The following is a 21,593-nucleotide window of genomic DNA, read 5'->3' as shown; positions in this document are numbered from 1 at the left end:
CGGCACGCCGCATCCTCACCGAACTCCTCGCCGGCCAGACCGCCTTGCTGGCCGAACTCCAGGACTCCGAGCGGCCCGAACAACCCACCGCACACGCGCCCCAGCCCTGACTGCATCCGACTGCTCCCCTCTCCCACGTGACCAGGCCCCTGTACGCCGCCCATGCACGGCGCAAGAGCCCGGCCCACCTTGCACGGTCGCAGCTCCCGAACATCTGGCATGGAAAGGGAGCCGGTTGGCCCCGGACGGGGACTTGCGGCCCCTGCACGACGAGCCCTGCGGCCACGAGGCTGGTATGCACCCCCCGATTCAAGGAGGTGGAGTTCATGCCGGTCACCGTCACCGTTGGCCTGGATGGTTCACCCGAGAGTCTTGCTGCGGCCGATTGGGCGGCTCGTGAAGGGAAGTTGCGCGGGCTGCCGGTGAAGTTGGTCCACGTCCTGGACCCGATCCCGGTCCCCACGGCGCAGGCGCCGCTCCTCGGTGCCGAGACCCTGCAGTACTGGCGCGAACGCGTCCCGCGTGAGTCCGTCAGAGGTCTTCGACTGCGCCACCCCGACGTCGAGGTCGTCGACGAGCAGGCCGTCGGCCGCCCCGCCGACGTCCTGACGGCCGCGGCAGAGGACGCCGCTCTCCTCGTTCTTGGCTCCCGCGGGCTGAGCGGGTTCGGTGGCTACCTGGTCGGTTCGGTCGGCCAAGCCGTCGTGGCGCGCACCGCGACACCGGTGGTCCTGGTTCGTGCCGAAGAGCAGACCGCTGACGGGCACGCCACGGACTCGTCGAGCGCCCCGCCCACCGATACCTCGCGCCGTCCCGTCATCCTGGGGCTCGACGTCGACCAGCCTGACGACTCGGTCATCGAGTTCGCCTTCGAGGAAGCGACCCGGCACCTCGTTCCCTTGCGCGTCGTCCATGGTTGGACCTCTCCGCCCTACTATCCATACGGCTTCTCCGCCGAACCCGGGCTCTACGAGAGGCTCTCGCTGCAACAGACCACTGCTCTGAGCGAGACGCTCAAGCCGTGGCGGGAGAAGTTTCCCGGCGTCGACATGGTTGAGGAGTCCCCCTTCGGCGCAGCGGCCACGCACCTCGTCGAGGCCTCCCGCGAGGGCTCCCTGCTCGTCGTGGGACGGCGTGTTCGCCTTCGGACGCTGGGTGCGCACATCGGCCCGGTCACGCATGCGGTGCTGCACCACGCCACCGTCCCGGTCGCCGTCGTCGCGCATCCCTGAGCCAGGAGCCGGACGGTGACAAGCGTCGAACTCCCCATCGCCGTGGGCGTGGACGGCTCCGAGGCGAGCATGCGCGGCGTCGACTGGGCCGCGGACGAGGCCGGAATGCGAGGTGTGCGCCTCCAGCTCGTACACGCATCGTCTGCAGCACGGATGTATGGCCGCGAACACCGTGACATCGTGAGAGGAGACAGGCTGTCATGCTCAGCAAGGTGCTGGTCGCCTACGGGACGACCAATGGTTCGACCGCGCAGATAGCCGAAGCCATCGCCGACGTGCTGCGCCGGAACGGACTCAGGGCCGAGGTGCTCCCGGCCGGGTCCGTGGCCGACGTGGATTCCTACGACGCCGTGGTGCTGGGAGGCGCGCTCTACGCCGGCCGCTGGCACAAGGATGCTCGTCGGTTCGCCCGTCGGCACCGCCGTGCACTGGCCGCGCGGCCGCTCTGGCTCTTCAGCAGCGGCCCGCTCGACGCCACGGCTTCGCAGCGCGAGATCCCGCCCGTGAGGGGGGTGAAGACAGTGCTGCTCCGGTTCGACGCGGAGGAGCACCGTACCTTCGGCGGATGCCTGGAAGAAGGAGCCAAGGGGTTCATCGCACGCAAGATCGTGGACTCCGGCAAGGGCGGGGACTTCCGGGACTTCACGGCGATCGAGGGATGGGCGCAACGTATCGCTGATGCGTCGTCCCGGCTGGGACAGGGGCCGGTGGGCCCCACGTCGGAGCCGTCCGGCACTCGTCCTGGAGAGGGTGCGGAGAGCGGCTGAACAGGGCATGAGGCAAGAAAGGGAGGACGAGATGGGGGCATGATCGACAGGCTGCCGGGGTGGCCGCCCCTCCTGCCCGGGGTGCGGTTGCCCACGGGAGCTCGAGGAGACGACGCCACCGCTGACCACAAGGACGGGTTGCCGACCGTCAGGATCCCAGTGCCGGAAATGAAGTGCGGCACCCGGACGATCCCTATCCAGCGTACCTGCGGCGGCCGTCGGGAAGCGGGTCGCCTTCGAGTCTGGTACGACAACGAGTGGTGCTGCACCAACTCGCCTTGCAGCAGCGGAGGCGGCTTCTCCAGGACACCGCGCTGCACGGGCCCGACCTGGTCAGTGCTTGCGTCGGCTCGGAGGGTGGCCCCGGCGGACGGCACCGGGCGCCGATGGAGCCGGGCGGTCGGCGCGTGCGGAGGATTCGAGCTGCCAGGGGACGCTGGTGACTGTGACGCCGGGGGTGAACAGCAGACGGCTCTTGAGCCAGAGGGCGGACTGGTTGTGCAGCAGGTTCTCCCACCAGTGACCGACCACGTACTCGGGGATGAACACGGCGAGGACGTCGCGGGGCGATTCGCGACGGATGGAGCGGACGTAGTTGACGACGGGTCGGGTGATCTCGCGGTAGGGCGAGTCGAGGACCCTCAGGGGGACGTCGGTGTCGAGGTCCCGCCATTGTCGTTCCAGGGCCCGTGTGTCGTCGCGGTCGACAGCGACGGTGAGGGCTTCCAGTCGGTCCGGTGTGAAGGCGCGCGCGTAGGCGAGGGCCCGCAGAGTGGGTTTGTGGACCGTGGAGACCAGCACGATCGCCAAGATCCTTGAGGGCGGCCGCAGTTCGTCGTGCGGATCGGTGACGGCGAGTTCGGCAGCGATGGCGTCGTAATAGTGGCGGATGCCCCGCATCATGACCCAGAGCACGGCTGCTGCGAGGACGGCAAGCCACGCTCCCTGCGTGAACTTCGACGCAAGGACGATGACCAGAACCAGGCCGGTGACACCGGCACCGACCGCGTTGAGGGTTCGGATCAGATGGTGGTGGCGGCGCAGTACGGGATCGCGCAGGGTGCGCAGCTCTCGGTTCCAGTGCCGCACCATGCCTGCCTGGGAGAGCGTGAAGGACGTGAACACGCCCAGGATGTAGAGATGAATGAGGCTCGTGACGTTGGCCTTGAATCCCCACAGCAGCAGTCCGGCCACGATGGCCAGGGTCAGGATGCCGTTGGAGAAGGCGAGCCGGTCGCCGCGGTTGTGCATCTGCCGCGGCAGGTAGCGGTGCCGGGCCAGAATCGAGGCCAGCAGCGGGAAGCCGTTGAAGGCCGTGTTCGCGGCCAGGATCAGGATCAGTGCGGTGGCGGCCTGGATGACGTAGAAGCCGACGCTGTGCTCGCCGCCGAAGACGGCGGCGGCGACCTGTGCGATCACCGTGCGCTGGTGTGCGGATCCGCAGTCCCCGTTGAAGCCGGTCAGTCGGCAGGCGTCGTCGGTGATGTGCACCTTGGAGATCAGGGCCAGCGTGGTGACGCCGACGAACATGGTGACGGCGAGAGCGCCCATCACGGCCAGGGTGTTCGCGGCGTTGCGGGACTTGGGACTGCGGAAAGCGGGTACGCCGTTGGAGATCGCCTCCACGCCGGTCAACGCGGTACAGCCGCTCGAGAAGGCCCGCAACACCAGCATCACCAGGGCCAGGCCGGCCAAGTTGGCGCTGCCGGCCTCGGGTTCGATGCCGTAGGCGGCGCTCTCGGCCACCGGGGCGTCGCCGAGCGCATATCGCACCAGGCCGGTGCCGACCATGATCATGACGCCGCCGATGAACAGATAGGTGGGTGCGGCGAAAGCCCGGCCCGATTCTCGCGTGCCGCGCAGATTCATCGCGGTGAGCAACGCGACGAAACCCACGGCGAGCAGGACGCGGTGCTCGGCGAGCTGCGGCATTGCGGAGAGGATGTTGTCCACCCCGGAGGCGACCGAGACGGCCACCGTCATCACATAATCGACCATGAGCGAGGCGGCGACCACTAGGCCCGCGGACGGGCCGAGGTTGGCCGAGACGACCTCATACGAACCGCCCCCGCTGGGATAGGCGTGCACGACCTGCCGGTAGGAGAGCACCACCACGGTCAGCAGCAGTACCACCGCGGCTGCGATCCAGGGCACGAAGTGCAGGTAGGCCAGGCCGCCCAGAGTCAGGACGAGCAGGATCTCCTGCGTGGCGTACGCCACCGATGACAACGGGTCGGAAGCGAAGATCGGCAGCGCCAGCCGCTTGGACAACAGCGTCTCCTGCAGCTTCTCGCTGCGCATGGCCCTGCCGAGGACGAGGCGCTTGAACATGGCGGTCGCCTTGGGCATACAAAGAGCCTAGGCTCCAGGAACGTCCGGCGGGTCGTGAACGCAGCCTGAGCCGGACCGAGGCGGCGGTTACGGTGACGGTGTCGTGAAAGACGTGGCCACGGTTGTCGAACCTCGTGGCCACAGCCCGAAACGCGGTTCTCAACTTCTCTCCGCCTGTGCCAGCTTCCACGCCGTGAAGAACGGGTCGGCCTCGATCGACCGCTCGGTGCGCCGCGCTTGGGACAGGTTCTCCATGAGGGAGAAAGCCGTGCCGCCTCCGAGCGCGGAAAGCAGAGAATTCACCCCTTGTGTGATTTCGGTCGGCGCCGACAGGATGAGGATCCACGAGCTGGCCAGAATGGAGAGGTTCATGATGTCGAACCATCTCCTTGACCTCAAATCACGCATGCTGTCCTGCAGGCGCCGCACGTTCTCGTCGACTTCCTGCATGATCAGGAACAGGGCGTCATCTCCGTCCTCTGCCGTGCTGTGTTGGCGTTGCAGGTAGGTCTTCTCGAACTTCACTCGCAGCGCCTGCTGAACCTCCCACGTGGCATCCATGCCGAAGGGAGTGGTGACGCGTTCGGGGAGCACGGAGATCGAAGGGAAGCCGGCGGCTCTGCTGCGAAGTGCGGCCAGTTCGTCGTCGCCCGTGTAGAACCTGTCCGCCGGTTCGCCCGTGTGCTCGTCTATTTCGGGCGAGGTCGAGAAGGCGCCGACGTGATAGGGGACGATGAAGTACGCATGCGCGGCAAGGAGGGCGGCCTTGCGGCAGATCAGCCCGAAAGCACCGACTGACTCGGGCTTGAACTGGAAACAGATATGGAGCTCGTTCGGGGGAACTTGAATCTTCTGGATCCTCTGGTGCTCCTCGATCACGCTCCAGTAGGTGCTCTCTTGCCACATGTCGATCCCCCCGTGTTGACGTCCTGAGGCTTCGGGGTGCCTCCTTTTGCAACGGTTCATCGGACGCGCGGGCCGTCACGGTCTGTGCGGAGGGCCGGGCGGTTGGCTCGACCATTCTCGCTCTCGGTCAGCCAATAGCACGTCCTCCACTGGGCGCCGCGGGGTACGCCACCTCCAGTTGGTGTGGCCGAGCCGAAGAATCATCTGTGGAGACTGCTGAGAAGGGATCATGGCGCGGATGCTCGCGCGCATGGGTGTGATCTCCAGAGGTTGTGTGTGAAAACCGGCCCTGATTCTGTGAGCGGTGGCGTAGAGCAGGACGCGTTGGAGGGCCTGGCTCGCGCGCAACCAGTCCTGTGGGGTGTCACGTGGCGTGTTGAGCAGGGCCACGAGTCCTGCTTCCGTGAGAAGGGTCGAACTCCACCACGGGGGCTGATTCCCGCGCGTCGTCGACGCCGAGAACCACGGTGCGGAAGCCGCCCGTGACGTTCTTCGCTTCGCCGCGTACGACGATCACCGGCACCGTGGCCCGCGCGGCGACGGACAGGCTCACCGAACCGAGCAGCAGATCGGCCAGCTCGCCGTGGCCCCGGCTGCCGACCACGACGGCCCCCGCCTCCGCACCGACCCGTACGAGGGCGAGGGCGGGATCCTCGGGCAGTACCTCCCCGGTCACCTTCACGGAGACCGCGCGGCTCTGCGCGCGCTCGGCCGCCGAGGCCACGATGTGCTCCGAAAGGAGCTGAACGGACGACCTGTTGATGTCAAAGGACGGCGTGTGTCCCTCGTACCACTCCCACCTGGAGGCATGAACCACACGCAGCGGCACACCGTACGCCCCGGCCCTGTCCACGGCCCAGTCCAGGGCGCGCAGACTCGGGTCCGAGCCGTCGACCCCGACGATCAGGGGCTTGTCCACGATCGCGCCGCCTTCCGACATACCCCTGGTAGGGGCTCGCCTTCGGACCGTTCCACCGGGGAGGCCGTCGGGGGAGGGGTGAACCGGCCCCGGTGAGGGACATTCGGCCCCTGTCGGCGTGGTTCGGCGTGCCCCGACAGTGACAGCAGCAGCACGGCCCGACGGGAGGAAGCGCGATGTCCCCCGCCGGACACGCACGGCGGTGATCGGCGTCAGCAACCAGTTCCGGCACGACGACGGGGTGGGGTGGGCATTCGTCCGAAGCCGCCGTCGCCCGCGCCATGGTGGCCCGCGGGATCAACTCGCCGTGCGCTTCGAGTGCCGGCCGGCACCGCGCTCGCTGCCTCTGGGCCACCGCCTGGTGCGGGTGGGCGGCCCGTGGGTGTACGACCCGGGCCCGGCGCTGATCGATCTCCCCGACAGGCAGCACAGCGGCGAGTGTGTCCCCGCGCCCGCCGCGGCATTCCACCGGCCCCCTTGCGGGCATCAGCTACGGCCGGGCGGCGACAGCCGCCGCCCGGCTCGCCACGCCGACGGCTTCAGTCGGGACGTACGTCATCGTGCACGTCGGTTTCGCCCGCGAGCCACTGACCGGCCCGGGCGCACTGGGCCGGTCGGCCCGGGCCGACTCCCGGTCGGCCCCTGGGGCCGCGGGGCCCGGAGCCTGATGGTCGGAGCGTCAACCTGCCACAGGAGGCTCGACATGACGGACGATGAGCGTAGCCGGCCTCCGGCCCATGCCCTGCTCGCCGACGGGACGACCGTCTGCATACGGACCACCTGCCCGGATGACCACGCGCAACTGCAGGGACTGTATGAGGAGATGTCGCCGGAGAACCTCCGGCTGCGGTTCTTCATCGTCAGCCGACGGGCCGCGGAACAGGCTGCCGACCGGGCCTGCGCTCCGCCTCGCCCCGGATACCGCGCGCTGCTCGCCGAGGCCAAGGGACAGGTCATCGGCGTGGCCGAGTACGAGACAGCGGGCGAACGCAGTGCCGCCGAGATCTCACTCGCGGTCGCCGAGGGCCTCCACCACCGGGGGATCGGCACCCTGCTCCTGGAACACCTGGTCTCGGCCGCCCGCGCCGACGGCATCGTGGCGTTCACCGCCGACGCACTTGCCGAGAACCACGAGGTCCTGAAGGTCTTCGCCGACCTCGGGCTGCGCACCACCCGCCACTGCGACGGCCCTGAACTGCGCTGCGTCATCCAGCTCGCGGAGGACGAGACGTACCTGACGGCGGTCGAGACGCGTGGCCTGACCGCCGATGTGGCAAGCCTGGAACCACTCCTGCGCCCTCGCTCGATCGCCGTGGTCGGCGCGGGCCGCAGGCCCGGCTCCGTCGGCCGGGCGGTGCTGCGCAATCTGCGCACCGGCGGCTTCACCCGGCAGCTCTTCGCCGTCAACCCGAGCGTGACCCGGTTCGCGGGCTCGCTGACCGGGGTGGTGGTCCAGCCGCTCGCCGAGCGCGGCACCGAGCTGTTCGCCGGTGTCGTACAGGACGAGGTCTTCGGGCCGCTGGTCCTGTTCGGCCTCGGCGGTACGGCCACCGAAGTGCTCGCGGACCACGCGGCCCGCCTGGCCCCGCTCACCGACCTCGACGTCCATGACCTGATCACCGCGCCGCGCTGTGCGCCGCTGCTCTTCGGGCACGGCGGCCGTGGGCCTGTGGACCTCGAAGGCCTGGAGCAGCTGCTGTACAGGCTGTCCCGGATGGTCTGTGACCTGCCGCAGCTCGCCGGAGCCGATTTCAACCCCGTCCTGGCACGACCGGACGGCATCACGACGCTGGATGTGCGCGTACGGCTGCTGACGCGGACCGCCCGGGACCCGTACCTGCGCCAACTGTGCTGAGAGGAGACCGAAATGAAGCACAGCAAGATCGGCTCGGTGATGACCAGCGAGGTCATCAGCGCTCAGTGCGGCACGTCCTTCAAGGAAGTGGCGCGCCTACTGGCCGAGCACCGCATCAGCGGACTGCCCGTGATCGACGCCGACGAGAAGGTCATCGGGGTGATCTCCGAGACGGACCTGTTGGTGCGGGAGGCCGAGGCCCCCGACCCCTATGAGCCTTCGCGCCGGTTCCGGCTGCTCAGGCAACACTCCGTCGCACGCAAGGACCGGATCAAGACCACGGCGCGAACGGCGGGGCAGCTCATGTCGACTCCCCCCCCATCTGCGTCCACGCCGAGCAGACCATCGCCGAGGGGGCCCGCCGGATGGCACAGCACCGGGTGGAGCGGCTCCCCGTCGTCGATGACGAGGACCGACTGGTGGGCATCGTCACCCGGCGTGATCTGCTGCAGATGTTTCTGCGTCCCGACGACAGCATCCGTCGTGAGGTGATCGAACAGGTCCTGGTCCGGAGTCTGTGGCTGTCGCCTCGGACCATCACTGTCGAGGTACGTGAGGGTGTGGTGACTCTCGTAGGGCAGTTGGAGCGCCGCAGCGAGGTTCCCATCGCCCTGCACATGACGCGTGAGATCGACGGAGTCGTCGCGGTGGTCGACAAGCTCGGCTACCGCATGGACGACTCCCACCTGCAGCCGAGCGACCAGGCCATGCGGGGCGTTGCCGACGACTGGCTGCGCAAACTCTGAACCCCGGATGGGGGACTGGTGGTGACACCGTGGGCACCGTGCCGCAGAGCGACGTCCGCCACAGCCCCGTGGGTTGGCGATGGCGGAGAAATCCCCTCAGGCGCCGCAGCGATGCCGTGGAGGCCTGGACCGTACTCCTGCTGGGGACGGCGGTGCTGGTCGCCGCCCCCTTGGCCGGGGCGTTCGCCGGATCCGCCTCGTACGACAGCGAGCATGCCAAGGCCGAACGGCAGCGGGTCGCCAACCGTGTCGTACAGGGCACCCTCACCGAGGACGCCCCGTCGGTCAACAGTTTCAGCTCTCGGACGAGGCATCCGGTCGAGGTGCGGTGGACCGATCGAGAAGGCACCGTTCACACGACCGAGGCCAGAGTCGAGGCGGGAACCAGGAAGGGCAGTAGCGCCGACATCTGGCTCGACGCCCGCGAGCACGTCACGACGGCCCCGACGACCGAAGACACCCAGTGGACCACAGCGATCGCCACGGGAAGCGGGGTGACCTTCGCGATCTGGGCTTTGAGCGGGGGCTCTTGGACGACCGTACGCGTCGTGGCCCACCGTCGGCGGATGGCGGAGTGGGAGCGTGCATGGGCGCGAGTCGAACCGCGCTGGTCGGGCAACCGGCCCTGAACCGGCCTGCCCGGCGCAGACCGTGAAGGGGCAGTTCAGGGCTCCTCGTGGGGCCGACAAGCGCAGACAGTCAGCGGGGGAGTGTGAGGCGGAAGGAGGTGTGTCCGGGGCTGCTGGTGATGGTGGCGGTTCCGCCGTGGGCGGTGCTGACGGCGTGGACGATGGCGAGGCCGAGGCCGGTACTTCCGGTGCTGCGGGAGCGGGTGTGGTCGGCGCGGACGAAACGGCCGAAGACCTCGGACTGGAGTTCTTCGGGGACGCCCGGTCCGTTGTCACTCACGTCCACGCAGACAGCGGCCTGTTCCGTGGTGAGGGTGACGGTCACGTCGGTGCCTGGCGGCGTGTGGGTTCGGGCGTTGGCGAGGAGGTTGCCGATCGCCTGTTGGAGGCGGTGGGCGTCGCCGGTGACGGTGACCGGTTCTTCGGGGAGGTCGAGGAACCAGTGGTGGCCGGGGCCGGCGGCGCGGGCGTCGTCCGTCGCGTTCAGGATCAGCAGGGTCAGGTCGACCGGCGTCTGTTCGAGGGGCCGTCCGGCGTCAAGACGCGCGAGAAGCAGCAGGTCATCGACGAGGCGGGTCATGCGCTGAGACTCACTGCCGATGCGGTCCAGGGCGTGGCGGACTTCGGCGGGGACGGGGCCGCGGTGGCGCAGGGCGAGTTCAGTGTGGCCGCGGATGTTGGCGACGGGGGTGCGCAGTTCGTGGCTGGCGTCGGCGGCGAAGTGCCGCAGGCGTTCCTCGCTGGCCTGTCGGCGGGTGAGCGCGTCTTCGACGTGGCCGAGCAGGTGGTTGAGGGCGGTGCCGACCTGGCCGACCTCGGTGCGGGGGTCGGTGTCGGAGAGGGGGCCGGGCATGGTGATCTCGCCACTGGCGAGCGGTAGCCCGGCGACTTCCGCCGCGTGGGCGGTGACCTGCTGGAGGGGGCGCAGGGAGATCCGTACCCACACGGCCCCCGCGGTGCCGGTCGCCACGAGCGCGGCACCGAACAGGACGGCTTCGACCGCTTCGAGGCGGTGCAGGGTCTCTTCCACCGGGTGCAGAGGCAGGCCCGTGACCAGGGTGTCCCGGTCGTCGCCCCGGACAGCCGTGACGCGGTACTTGCCCAGGCCGGAGAGACGGATGCTGTGCCCCCTGCCGTCCCTGGGGACACCCGCCAGGGCACGGCGGTCTCCGGGGGTGAGCTGGAGGGGCTGGTCGGTGGCGTCGTCGACGACGGCGGCCCGGGTGACGGTGTCAGCCAGGAGACGGGCGCCGAAGGTCGCCTCGGCCTGGCCCCGGGTGTCGGGGCGGTTGTCGGCGTCGGGCTCGGCCTCGTGTTCCAAGCTGGCCGCGAACCGACCGTCGGCCGCGGAGAGCTGCTCGTCCAGGCGCCCCATCAGGAAGCCCCGCAGAGCAAGGGCGGTGGTGACCCCGACGGCGAGACAGGCCAGGCCGAGCAGGGTGACGAGTCCGAAGGTGAGCTGGCCGCGCAGAGTGCGGGGCGGCAGGCGCCTCATGAGGCTGCCGACTTGAGGACGTACCCGACACCACGCACGGTGTGGATCATCGGTGTGCGTCCGGCGTCGATCTTCTTGCGCAGATAGCTGATGTAGAGCTCGACGATGTGGGCACGGCCGCCGAAGTCGTAGGCCCAGACCCGGTCGAGGATCTGGTCCTTGGAAAGGACCCGGCGCGGGTTGCGCATGAGGAAACGCAGGAGTTCGAACTCGGTGAGGGACAGTTCGACGACGGCCCCGCCGCGCCGGACCTCGCGGGCTTCCTCGTCCATGGTGAGGTCTCCGACCGTGAGCCGGTTCGTGCCCGCCCCGGTAGTCATTCCGGCTCGCCGTAGCAGCCCGCGCAGCCGGGCCAGGACTTCCTCCAGGCTGTAGGGCTTGGTGACGTAGTCGTCACCACCCGCGGTGATCCCCGCGATGCGGTCCTCGACCGCGTCGCGGGCGGTCAGGAACAGGACGCAGACCTCGGGCATCTCCCGTCTGAGGGCCCGCAGCACCTGGAGCCCGTCCAGGTCCGGCAGCATCCAGTCCAGCACCACCGCGTCGGGCCGGAAGCTGCGGGCCGTCACCAGCGCGGTCGCTCCGTTCCCCGCCGTACGCACCTGCCAGCCCTCGCCGGTCACGGCTCCGGCCAGGACATCGGTGACGTCGGGTTCGTCGTCGACGACGAGGATCCGCACGGGGTCTCCGCCAGGGCGGTGCAGAAGTGATGTGGTACGCGGCTCGTCCATGATTCCTTCAGCATCCCCCGGCCCAGGCCGCGGCAGGGGTGAGGTGTGCCTCTGAGTTTCCTCTGAATCGGGGCTGAGAGCGGTCGGCGGGGCCGTTTCAGAAGCTGCACAGAGGTTGGGCTGTGAGGCTGGCCGCCCATCGCCGGAGCGTGCGCCATGTCCGGAGGAACCCCATGACCACCACACTCACGACCACGACGCATGCGAGCCACGGGATGCGCCACCGCCGCCCGCGACGCACCCCTGTCCCGTTCCTGGTGCCGCTGGTGATCTGGTGTGGTGCCGCAGGGGTGCTGGCTCTGTGGTGGAGCGACACGACCTCGGTGGTCGGCCCCGCGGGCTGGCTCACCGGGGCCGGACGCATCACTGGTCTCCTGGCCGGATACGCCTGCGCGGTCCTGCTGGCGCTGATGGCCCGGATGCCGCTCTGGGATCACACCATCGGCACCGACCGGCTCGCCCGCTGGCACGCCTGGGGCGGCCGATGCACCGTGTCCCTCGCCCTTGCACACACCCTGCTGATCATCTGGGGCTACTCGCTGACCTCCCACACGAACGTGGTCAGTCAGACGTCCACACTCGTCCTTCACTACCCCGACCTGCTCAAGGGCACGGCCGGCTTCCTGCTGTTCGTGGCCATGGGGATCGTCTCCGCCCGCGCTGCCCGCCGCAGGATGAGTTACGAGGCATGGCACTACCTGCACTTCGCGACCTACCTGGCGGTCTTCCTCACCTTCGGCCACCAGCTGTCCAACGGTGCCGACTTCGTCGGCAACCGCCTCGCGCAGGCGGCCTGGTACACGCTGTTCCTCGGCGTCGCGGCCCTGGTCGCCTGGTACCGCTTCGCCGTCCCCGTCCGGCGAGGGCTGCGCCACCGCCTGCGCGTGGCCACAGTCCACCCCGAAGCACCGGGCGTGGTCTCCGTCTACGTCACCGGTCGGCACCTCGACGAACTCGGGGGCGAGCCCGGGCAGTTCCTGCGCTGGCGTTTCCTGACCCGCGGACTGTGGTGGGCCGCGAACCCCTACTCCCTCTCCGCCCCCGCCCACCCTCGCCACCTGCGGATCACGGTCAAGACAGCCGGTGGGCACAGCGCCGCCCTGGCCCACTTGAGGCCCGGCACCCGGGTGTGGGCCGAGGGACCCTACGGCGCGTTCACCGCGAACCGCCGTACCTCCCCCCAGGTCCTGCTCCTGGCCGGCGGGGTCGGCATCACCCCCCTGCGCACGCTCTTCGAAACCCTGCCGGGCCAGGTCACCCTCGTCTACCGGGCCCGCCACGCCGTCGACCTCGCCCTGCGCGGCGAACTCGACGCGATAGCCGCCCGCCGCCGGGCCGCCGTGCACTACATCGTCGACGAACCGGCCGGACACCACGCCCGCCTCACCGCCCGGGCCCTGAGCACTCTGGTCCCCGATCTGGCCGCGCACGACGTCTACCTCTGTGGCCCGCCCAGCATGGCCCGGACCGCCATCGGGGCCCTGCGGCAAGCCGGTGTCCCGGCCCGCCGCATCCACCACGAGTCCTTCGCGTTCTGAGGAGCACCGCCATGCGCCGAGCCGTCCTCACCACCACCGGGATCAGCGCCCTGATCGTCGCCCTGCTCACTCTCAAACCCCACCAGCTACCGGCCCTCGCCGGACCGGCGGCTCCCCGTTCCACGACCTCGCACACCCCCGCAGGCGCTCCACCGGGCACCTCCACCGGGACCGGCACGTTCACCGGAGATCCCGTCGCCACCCAGTACGGAACGGTGCAGGTCGCCGCCACCCTCGCCAAGGGGAGAATCACCTCGGTCAAGGTTCTCCAGGCGCCGGACCGGAACGGCCGCGACCGGCAGATCGCCTCCTACTCCCTGCCCCGCCTCACCCAGGAAGCGATGGGCGCGCAGAGCGCGCACATAGATGCCGTCTCCGGAGCCAGCTACACCAGCCAGGGCTACATCCAGTCCCTCCAGAGCGCCCTGGACCAGGCCCATGCCTGACACCGCGACCGGGCTGCGCCACGTCGAGCACGTCATGGGCACTGTCTTCTCCTTCGACATCCGCGATCAGCCGACCCCCGCCATCCGCCGCGCCCTCGCCGAGGCCGTGCACCACCTCCACCAGGTCCACGCGGTGTTCTCCACCTACCGGCCCGACAGCCACATCAGCCGCCTCGACCGCGGCGAGATCCGCCTGGAGGACTGCCCGCCCGAAGTTCACGAAGTCCTGTCCCTGTGCGCGCAGGCCGCCCGAGCCAGCGATGGCTGGTTCAGCGTCATCCCCGCGGGCACCCTCGACCCCTCGGGTCTCGTCAAAGGCTGGGCCACCGAGACCGCGTCCCAGCTCCTTTACGACGCGGGCGCGCACCACACGTGCATCAACGGCGGAGGCGACCTGCAGCTCCGCGGCCAGGCGGGCCCGGGCGCCGCGTGGCGCATCGGCATAGCCCACCCGCTCCGCCCCGGGGAACTGGCCACCGTCATCACCGCGAGCCGTGACCTCGCCGTCGCCACCTCCGGCACCGTCGAACGAGGCCACCACATCGTCGACCCGCACACCGGCAGACCTGCCGACACGTTCGTCTCCCTCACCCTCGTCGGGCCACGTCTGACGCTGACCGACACCTACGCCACCGCCGCGTTCGCCCGAGGCGACGAGGCACGGGGCTGGGTGGAAACGCTGGACGGCTACGAAGCGCTCGCGGTTCTGCCCGACGGCCGGGAATGGCGAACCTCAGGATTCAGCCGCCATGGGTCATGAGGTGCGCCACAGCGTCACTCCCGCACGCAGGCAACGGGCGCCTCCCGATCGTCGGCGCGGCCCGCCACCTGGCCGTCTCAGGAACCCGACTCGTCCCTGCCCGCCATCGACCACCGCCATCCGAAGGAGGCCCTCATGGGCTTCGACCTGATCAACGGCATCCCCGCACACGTCCTGTTCGTGCACGTCGTCGTGGTCCTGGTACCCCTTACCGCGCTCGCCCTGATCCTGTGTGCCGCCTTTCCCTCCGTCATGCGCCGGTTCGGCCTCGCCCTGCCGTCCCTCGCCCTGGTGTCTCTGATCAGCGTGCCGCTGACGACGAACGCCGGCGAGTGGCTGGAACGGCACGTTGACAGCGATCCCCTGGTCCGCAGGCATACCGAACTCGGGGAAGAGCTGCTCCCTTGGGCCATCGGCCTCTTCGTGGTGTCTACGGCGGTGTGGTGGTCCTACCGCCGTGCCGCCCGCCAGACCCCCGAGGCGGAGGGATCCGACAGCACGGTGAGCACGCCGCTGCGCATTGCCGCCGCAGTGCTGTCCCTCATCATCGGAGTCGGCGCCGGAGTGCAGGTCTACCGAATCGGCGACTCGGGCGCCAAAGCAGCTTGGCACGACGGCTACTCCGCCACCGCACGGCACCTGGGCCTGCTGCCCGTCTCACAATCACCCCTTCTCCAGAGCGAGATCGAGTAGGGCCGGATGAGGGTCACCGTACAAAAGACATGGTTGATCAGCGGCTGCTGACAACTCACGTGCTTGATCTCCTCCTGTAGCTGGTCGGTGGTGTCGACGGAGGTGGCGGCGTTGCGCAGGGGGTTGGCGGCGACCACCCCGACACTCGGGTACGGCTCGCCGTTTCGCGAGCCGGGCAGGACGGCCTTCGGCGGAGAGTCCGGTGGTCGTGCTGCCTACCAGATGCCTTGCTTCCGTGCTGCGGCCCGTACAACTTGTGGAGCCTCTCGAGACACCTTCTTGTTGGTTGCGAGGATTGCCGCCTGGGACGCGGCGACCGAGGCAGCATCTTTGAAATTGGCCGTCGGCCAGAGGTTCTGCAGCGTCTGATACATAATCAGAGTGCCCTCAGGTATGCCAATTTCGCGGCAGATCAAGTAGAACCAGCGGTTGGTGATACCCGACATCAGGTGCGGATCTGCAGGCTGAAAGTAGCCACCCATGTCGCGCGGCTGCGGATCGCGCCCCATGACGGGGTTGTCGTATGCGGTTCCCGGTTCCGCCATGCTGCGCAGAGCTTCGCCGATCAGTTGCGGTGCCATGATGTCATCGCCGATGAGCCAGTCGTGATTGTTTGCGTCATTGCCGTGGACCCATGCGTCGATCGCCGAGGCGAGCATGTCGCTGAACGATTCATTGAGCGCGCCGCTCTGATCGTTCGTGTAGTTCAGCCCGCTGGTGAATTGCGTCACTCCGTGTGTGAGTTCGTGGGCTGACACGTCGATGTCGCCCGTCAGGTCTTGGAAGACGACATTGCTTCCATTCCCGAAGACCATGAGTAGTGCCGCAGGGTCGAAAAATGCGTTGTCGAAGCCGACTCCGAAGTTCACGTTGGCGACAATGTTCAGTCCGGAGTTGTCGATGGAGTTGCGTCCCAGCTTCTCGCGGTAGTACTGGAGGACCTTGTGCATGTGGTCATACGCGTCGTTGGCGTTCTGCCCCGGCACGGCCGGGTCGCCCTCGCCCCGGACAGGTTTGACGTTGTATTTCCACTGATTCAGGTCGTCGTAGACGATGACGCCGGCTGTACCCGGTTTGGGGATCTGTAGACCCTCGGCCTGCCCCTCGCCGAGTTCTTGGAGAGCGGGTGTGTTCGGTGGCGCTAAGGGCGCCTGTGTCCGCGCTTGGCGGAATTTATCCGATACGACGGCAGACCGCTGAGTGTCGGTTGGTTCGAGGCTCTCCCTGGCGTGGACCCGTGCAATGTGGTCCAAGATGTGAGCGGGGATAAACGAGCACACCTGATGCATATCGAAACCTTCCGTTTGTCGTTGGTGCTTAAACTTCTACACCTGTCGACCGTGCGTGTCGATGGGGTGCCGCAGCGTAAAAATGACTATTCTGCGAGCGACTTGTCAGATGCCACTAAAGTCCCAGCAATGCAATCGAGGCTCGCGTGTCAGTTCGGTGGACTAGAGTGCGGCGATTCTTAGTTTCCGGAACTGCGGGTTCCCGAGCGCCCGTAGAAGGTGGTTACTGATTTCCTTCCGAGTGCGTGACGCGGGCGCGCTTCGGTCTTATTCCAACTTTTGGCGCCGGCCTGCTCAGCGATCACCACATAGAGTTTCAGCGGCCAACCGGAGTAGATACGGGTGCCGCCTCGATTCTCGCTTTTCGGGTCAACCCCATAGGCGACAGGTGTGAACTCAAGGCAGCAGCTTGGAGGCGTCCCGGCGGTTCCGCCCGGCCTTCACCCGCACCTATGCGACGACTGCAAGCAGCGCGCTATCACAGTCGACCGCCGAGCCGAGCGGGCCGGGCCCGAGCGCCAGGAGCGCGACCAGGCCTGGCGGCGCATCAGATAAGTCGGCACGAGGTCGGCATGAGCCCTGAAAACCTGGGAACCCTACCCGAACACGCAGCACGTTGTAAGCTCGGAAACGAGCCCTTGACCTGCAAGAACGCAGGCAGGGAGCCTACTTTTCGGAGTGTTGCCATGTTGCGAACGATGTTCAAGTCCAAGATTCACCGTGCCACGGTGACCCAGGCCGACCTGCACTACGTCGGGTCCGTCACCATCGACGCGGACCTTCTCGACGCCGCCGATCTGCTGCCCGGCGAGCTCGTCCACATCGTCGACGTCACCAACGGTGCCCGGCTGGAGACGTACACGATCGAGGGTGAGCGCGGCAGCGGCGTCATCGGGATCAACGGCGCGGCCGCGCACCTCGTCCACCCCGGCGATAAGGTGATCATCATCAGCTACGCCCAGGTCGAGGACGCCGAGGCGCGAGCGCTGCGGCCCCGGGTCGTGCATGTCGACGGGGCCAACCGCGTGGTCGCCCTCGGGGACGACCCGGGGGAGGCCGTGCCGGGGGACCCGGAGACGATGCGGAGTCCGCAGAGCCGACCGGCCGCCGTCTGACCGTCCCTCTCGCACCTGGGCCGGTGCCGCGTGCGAGAGAAGGCGATGGTGAGGGTGATGGCGGTGGACGGAATCGACATCCGCGACAGCCGGGACCGAGGGATTCTTGAGGCCTTCGAGGTCTCGGAGGCCCCTGAGGCTGCCGGGAGTGGTGAAGTCGTCGGACACATCGACTACTTCGCGCTCGACGACCCCGAAGCCGCCCTCGTCCCCGTGCACACCGAAGTGGCGTCTGCCCACGAGGGCAAGGGCATCGCGGGTGCGCTCGCCGCCGAGCTGTACGCCGTCGCCGCGCGGGAAGGTCTCGCTGTCGCGCCGCTGTGTCCGTACGTCGTGAAGTGGGCCGAACGCCATCCCGACCAGGCGCCCGCGGCCTCCGAGGAGCTGATGGAGGCGGCGCGGGACAAGGTGCGAACGGATCCCTCGACGTGGTGACGGGGCAAGGAGCCGTGGGGGAGGGGCCCGGGGCGCGCCGCGGTGGGGTGTTGGGGCTGCTGCACACCTCTCCCGTGCACGTGCCCGTCTTCGACGGCCTGCGGGACGCCGGGCATCCGGGGCTCGAACTGCGCCACCACGTGGAGGAGGAGCTCCTCGCGCGGGCGCGGCGGGAAGGGCCGGACGCGGTCGCTCCCGCGGTCCGGGCCGCCCTCGTGCGGGTCGCCGGGGGCGAGGACGGGAGCAGGGGTGGAGACGGTGCTGGTGCCGTGCTCTGTACGTGTTCCACCATCGGGGGCGTCGCCGAGGCCGTGGGGGCGGACTTGGGCGTTCCGGTGGTCCGGGTCGACCGGCCCATGGCGGCCGCGGCCGTAGCCGCGGGATCCCGGGTCGTCGTCCTCGCCACGGTCGCGTCCACGGTGGGGCCGACCTCGGCGCTCGTCGAGGAGGAGGCGCGGCGGGCCGGGCGGGACGTCTCCGTGCGGGCCGTGGTGGTCGAAGAGGTGTGGGCCCGGTTCGAGGCGGGGGACTCCGCCGGGTATGCCGAGGGCGTGGCCAGAGCGGTGCGCGAGGTGCGGGACGCCGACGCGATCGTGCTGGCGCAGGCCTCCATGGCGGGGGCGGAAGCGCTGGTCCCGGAGGTTCGGGTGCCGGTGCTCTCCAGCCCTCGGCCCGGGCTCGCGGCAGCGGCGGCGCTGGCCTGCCGGTAGGTCTCGACGGGAAGCCTCGACGGGAGGTCCCGCCGTCGGGTGCCCGCCACGGGCAGGGCGCCCTGAACCGTGGAAGGCTTGGACGCGGGGGCGTCGGGTACGCGGGGAGGAACCGCTGGCGTACCACAGCTGGAGGAGTGCAATGACTCAACCGTTCCCCGATCCCGCACCGACTCCGGGGCCGGTCAGGCCCTTCCCGGACCCTGACCCCGTGCCGCCGCCGGAGCCGGAGAGGCCCTTCCCGGACCCGGACCCCGTGCCGCGCCCGGAACCCCGGCCCAGCCCGGATCCGCCGTCCCCGATCCCCCAGCCGGGCCCCGACCCCGCGCCCGAGCCGCAGCCCGGGCCGATGCGCTGAAGCCGGGGCGTGGGCCACCCGGCCCACGCCCGCCCGCCCGGCCCGGCCCACGCCCGCCCGCCCGGCCCGGCCCACGCCCGCCCGCCCGGCCCGGCCCACGCCCGCCCGCCCGGCCCGGCCCACGCCCGCCCGGCCCGGCCCCCCGGCGAATACTCCCTGTCGACCGCCGACCCACTGGCATAGCGTGACCCTCCCGAGCCCCACCCCCCGAAGGAGGAGCCGCCCGTGCCCCATTTCGACCTGCCCCTCGACGAACTGCGCCGCTACCGTCCCGACTTGCCCGAGCCCGGCGACTTCGACGCCTTCTGGGAGAAGACGTTGCTGGAGGCGCGGCAGTACGAACTGGGCGCCCGGTTCGAGGCGGTGGAGCTGCCGCTGCCCGGGGTGCGGATCTTCGACGTCACCTTCGCCGGGTTCGGCGGCCACCCCGTCAAGGGGTGGCTGGTCCTGCCCGCAGGCGCCGAAGGCGGCGCCCCGCTGCCCGCGGTCGTGGAGTACATCGGGTACGGCGGCGGTCGCGGACTGCCCCACATGCACCTGCTCTGGGCCGCGGCCGGATTCGCGCACTTCGTGATGGACACGCGGGGGCAGGGCAGCGGCGGATGGGCGCAGGGCGACACCCCCGACCCGGTGGGGAGCGGGCCCGCGCACCCCGGCTTCATGACCCGCGGCATCGAGGACCCGCACGACTACTACTACCGGCGCCTGTACGTCGACGCGGTGCGGGCCGTCGAGGCCGCCCGGTCCCATCCGCTCGTGGACGAGGGGCGGGTCGCCGCGCTCGGGATCAGCCAGGGAGGCGGGCTCGCCCTCGCCGTCGGCGGGCTCGTGCCCGACCTGGCCGCCATCACGCCCGACGTACCGTTCCTCTGCGACTTTCCGCGGGCGACCACCCTCACGGACCGGCTTCCCTACAGCGAGATCGGGGCCTATCTGAAGGCCCGCCGGGGCGGCGAGGAGCGCGTTTTCCAGACACTGTCGTACTTCGACGGGGTGCACTTCGCCGCCCGGGGACGCGCGCCCGCCCTCTTCTCCGCGGCGCTGCAGGACATGACCTGCCCCCCGTCGACGGTGTTCGCGGCCTTCAACGCGTACGCGGGCAGCGAGCGTTCGATGGAGGTGTACTCCTTCAACGATCACGAAGGCGGCGGCCCTTACCAGCAAGGTGTCCAACTGAGGTGGCTGCAGCAGTACTTGGCGGGGTGAATCGCGCAACGACTGCTCCTCTGCGCGCTCTTGTCACGGATTGATCGACCGGCTAACTTGCGGGCTTGTCGTGTGTCCGCTGTGCACAATCCGTGATGACGTGTGTCTGAGGGAGCTCCCAATGGCCGTACGGGGCCGGCACCGCCGGTATCAGCCGAACCGCATCAACCGTGCGTCGCTGACCGTCACGGCGGGCGGCGCGGGCATGGCGCTCCCGCTGACCGTCGCGGGCACCGCGGGCGCGGCCGACGTCGACACGTGGAACAAGGTCGCCGCCTGCGAGTCCGGCAACAACTGGAGCATCAACACCGACAACGGCTACTACGGCGGGCTGCAGTTCAAGCAGTCCACCTGGGAGGCGTACGGCGGCACGGCCTACGCCTCGCGGGCCGACCGCGCCGCCAGGGACCAGCAGATCGCCGTCGCCGAGAAGGTTCTCGACGCGCAGGGGCCCGGCGCCTGGCCGTCGTGCGGGCCGAAGGCCGGTCTCGCCCGCGGCGGCGGTTCCCCCGACGTGACCCCGGTCAGGGCCCCGAGCAAGCCCGAGCGGCCCAAGCGCGACGTCAGGGACGTCAAGCCCGAGGTGACCCCGCAGTCCGCCGCGGGCACCGCCGAGATGTACACCGTGGTCCACGGAGACACCCTCTCCGGCATCGCCGACGAGCGCAGGGTCCGGGGCGGCTGGGAGCGGCTGTACGACGCCAACCGGCGCGTCGTCGGCGCCGACCCCGACCTGATCACGCCGGGCCAGCGGCTCTCGGTCCACGGGCAGGCCGCGGGCCGCCAGAAGGCGCCCGCCAAGCAGCACCCCGAGAGCAGGACGGCCGAGAAGAAGGCGGCCGAGAGGAAGGCCGCGGCGAGGAAGACGGCCGAGAAGAGGGCCGCGGAGAAGCGAGCGGCCGAGAAGCAGGCAGCCGAGAAACGGGCCGCAGAAAAGGCCGCCGCCGAGAAGCGCGAGAAGCAGCGGGAGAAGCGGCACCAGACCTCCGCGCCGCAGGCGAAGAACGCCGCCCCGCGCGCCTCCGCGCCCGGCGCCGTCGCCCCCGTCGCCGCCTCGCCCAGCACCCCCTACCGGGCGGCTGGCGGCTCCTGGTCGAAGGGCTACCACACGGGCGTCGACTTCCCCGTGTCCACCGGGACCTCCGTGAAGGCCGTCGCCGCGGGCCGCGTCGTCTCGGCGGGCTGGGGCGGCAGCTACGGCTACCAGGTGGTCATCCGCCACGCCGACGGCAAGTACAGCCAGTACGGGCACCTGTCGGCGCTCTCGGTGAAGGCGGGCCAGCAGGTCGGTGCCGGACAGCGCATCGCCCGGTCCGGGTCCACCGGAAACAGCACGGGCCCGCATCTGCACTTCGAGGTGCGGACGGGGCCCGGCTTCGGTTCCGACGTCGACCCGCTCGCCTACCTGCGGGCACGCGGCGTGCGCATCTGA

General features: G+C 69.6%; 20 protein-coding genes and 1 pseudogene. 15 read left to right on the top strand and 6 right to left on the bottom strand.

What is annotated here, in order from left to right:
• Positions 1-326 precede the first annotated feature (326 nt).
• The 3 genes from AC068B_RS32465 to AC068B_RS32455 are packed head-to-tail and all read left to right on the top strand — an operon-like array spanning position 327 to position 1,999.
• The gene (locus tag AC068B_RS32465; RefSeq protein WP_478675106.1) at positions 327-1,232 is read left to right on the top strand and encodes a universal stress protein; all 906 of its coding nucleotides are present in this window, start codon (positions 327-329) and stop codon (positions 1,230-1,232) included.
• A 15-nt stretch (positions 1,233-1,247) separates the two neighbouring features.
• Complete coding sequence (locus tag AC068B_RS32460; RefSeq protein WP_478675105.1) at positions 1,248-1,490, top strand: universal stress protein; 243 nt, start codon at positions 1,248-1,250, stop codon at positions 1,488-1,490.
• Positions 1,433-1,999 (top strand): flavodoxin domain-containing protein, encoded by a 567-nt coding sequence (locus AC068B_RS32455; RefSeq protein WP_478675104.1) that lies wholly within the window; start codon positions 1,433-1,435, stop codon positions 1,997-1,999. Before AC068B_RS32460 ends, AC068B_RS32455 begins: the two co-directional genes overlap by 58 nt.
• 333 nt (positions 2,000-2,332) lie before the next feature.
• Here AC068B_RS32455 and AC068B_RS32450 read toward each other — a convergent pair whose 3' ends face one another.
• The 3 genes from AC068B_RS32450 to AC068B_RS32440 all read right to left on the bottom strand — a co-directional run bounded on the left by AC068B_RS32450 (position 2,333) and on the right by AC068B_RS32440 (position 6,155).
• Positions 2,333-4,348, bottom strand: coding sequence for an APC family permease (locus tag AC068B_RS32450; protein WP_478675103.1), 2,016 nt, complete (start codon positions 4,346-4,348; stop codon positions 2,333-2,335).
• 141 nt (positions 4,349-4,489) lie between these two features.
• On the bottom strand, positions 4,490-5,209 hold the full coding sequence (locus AC068B_RS32445; protein WP_478675102.1) for a hypothetical protein: 720 nt from the start codon (positions 5,207-5,209) through the stop codon (positions 4,490-4,492).
• Between the two features lie 391 nt (positions 5,210-5,600).
• Complete coding sequence (locus AC068B_RS32440) at positions 5,601-6,155, bottom strand: universal stress protein (RefSeq protein WP_478675101.1); 555 nt, start codon at positions 6,153-6,155, stop codon at positions 5,601-5,603.
• Positions 6,156-6,858: 703 nt separating this feature from the next.
• Here AC068B_RS32440 and AC068B_RS32435 point away from each other — a divergent pair.
• From AC068B_RS32435 to AC068B_RS32425, 3 genes and pseudogenes are all read left to right on the top strand, one after another.
• The gene (locus AC068B_RS32435) at positions 6,859-8,010 is read left to right on the top strand and encodes a GNAT family N-acetyltransferase (RefSeq protein ID WP_478675100.1); all 1,152 of its coding nucleotides are present in this window, start codon (positions 6,859-6,861) and stop codon (positions 8,008-8,010) included.
• Between the two features lie 12 nt (positions 8,011-8,022).
• Positions 8,023-8,756: pseudogene (locus AC068B_RS32430) on the top strand (CBS domain-containing protein).
• Positions 8,757-8,785: 29 nt separating this feature from the next.
• Positions 8,786-9,385: an Rv1733c family protein gene (locus AC068B_RS32425; protein ID WP_478675099.1), complete on the top strand. Its 600-nt coding sequence runs from the start codon at positions 8,786-8,788 to the stop codon at positions 9,383-9,385.
• Positions 9,386-9,455: 70 nt separating this feature from the next.
• On the opposite strand, the gene AC068B_RS32420 is transcribed toward AC068B_RS32425, so the two are convergent.
• Positions 9,456-10,880, bottom strand: coding sequence for a sensor histidine kinase (locus tag AC068B_RS32420; protein ID WP_478675098.1), 1,425 nt, complete (start codon positions 10,878-10,880; stop codon positions 9,456-9,458).
• Positions 10,877-11,611, bottom strand: a complete 735-nt coding sequence (locus tag AC068B_RS32415; protein WP_478675097.1) for a response regulator transcription factor — start codon at positions 11,609-11,611, stop codon at positions 10,877-10,879. The genes AC068B_RS32420 and AC068B_RS32415 overlap by 4 nt, the downstream gene beginning before the upstream one ends.
• Before the next feature lie 173 nt (positions 11,612-11,784).
• Here AC068B_RS32415 and AC068B_RS32410 point away from each other — a divergent pair, with 173 nt between their 5' ends.
• The 4 genes from AC068B_RS32410 to AC068B_RS32395 all read left to right on the top strand — a co-directional run bounded on the left by AC068B_RS32410 (position 11,785) and on the right by AC068B_RS32395 (position 15,048).
• Positions 11,785-13,149 carry a ferredoxin reductase family protein gene (locus AC068B_RS32410; RefSeq protein ID WP_478675096.1) on the top strand — a complete coding sequence of 455 codons (1,365 nt, stop codon included), beginning with the start codon at positions 11,785-11,787 and terminating at the stop codon, positions 13,147-13,149.
• Positions 13,150-13,160: 11 nt separating this feature from the next.
• Positions 13,161-13,595, top strand: a complete 435-nt coding sequence (locus AC068B_RS32405) for an FMN-binding protein (protein WP_478675095.1) — start codon at positions 13,161-13,163, stop codon at positions 13,593-13,595.
• Positions 13,588-14,355: an FAD:protein FMN transferase gene (locus AC068B_RS32400; protein ID WP_478675094.1), complete on the top strand. Its 768-nt coding sequence runs from the start codon at positions 13,588-13,590 to the stop codon at positions 14,353-14,355. Before AC068B_RS32405 ends, AC068B_RS32400 begins: the two co-directional genes overlap by 8 nt.
• A gap of 135 nt (positions 14,356-14,490) precedes the next feature.
• The gene (locus AC068B_RS32395) at positions 14,491-15,048 is read left to right on the top strand and encodes a DUF2231 domain-containing protein (protein WP_478675093.1); all 558 of its coding nucleotides are present in this window, start codon (positions 14,491-14,493) and stop codon (positions 15,046-15,048) included.
• Positions 15,049-15,263: 215 nt separating this feature from the next.
• Here the strand turns inward: AC068B_RS32395 and AC068B_RS32390 are convergent, their stop codons facing one another.
• Positions 15,264-16,301, bottom strand: coding sequence for a M4 family metallopeptidase (locus AC068B_RS32390; protein ID WP_478675092.1), 1,038 nt, complete (start codon positions 16,299-16,301; stop codon positions 15,264-15,266).
• Positions 16,302-17,023: 722 nt separating this feature from the next.
• On the opposite strand from AC068B_RS32390, the gene panD reads away from it, so the two are divergent.
• The 5 genes from panD (at position 17,024) to AC068B_RS32365 (ending at position 21,593) form a co-directional block, all read left to right on the top strand.
• A complete protein-coding gene (gene panD / locus AC068B_RS32385; protein ID WP_478675091.1) occupies positions 17,024-17,452 on the top strand; it encodes an aspartate 1-decarboxylase in 429 nt (142 codons plus the stop codon).
• Between the two features lie 63 nt (positions 17,453-17,515).
• The gene (locus AC068B_RS32380; RefSeq protein ID WP_478675116.1) at positions 17,516-17,887 is read left to right on the top strand and encodes a GNAT family N-acetyltransferase; all 372 of its coding nucleotides are present in this window, start codon (positions 17,516-17,518) and stop codon (positions 17,885-17,887) included.
• Between the two features lie 47 nt (positions 17,888-17,934).
• Positions 17,935-18,597 carry an aspartate/glutamate racemase family protein gene (locus AC068B_RS32375; protein ID WP_478675115.1) on the top strand — a complete coding sequence of 221 codons (663 nt, stop codon included), beginning with the start codon at positions 17,935-17,937 and terminating at the stop codon, positions 18,595-18,597.
• 583 nt (positions 18,598-19,180) lie between these two features.
• Positions 19,181-20,161, top strand: a complete 981-nt coding sequence (locus tag AC068B_RS32370; protein ID WP_478675090.1) for an acetylxylan esterase — start codon at positions 19,181-19,183, stop codon at positions 20,159-20,161.
• Between the two features lie 121 nt (positions 20,162-20,282).
• Positions 20,283-21,593, top strand: coding sequence for a transglycosylase family protein (locus tag AC068B_RS32365; protein WP_478675089.1), 1,311 nt, complete (start codon positions 20,283-20,285; stop codon positions 21,591-21,593).

This window comes from Streptomyces sp. NPDC042371 (assembly GCF_056437465.1).
Note: the sequence above shows the minus strand (reverse complement) of the source record. Positions and strands in the feature narration are given on the sequence as shown.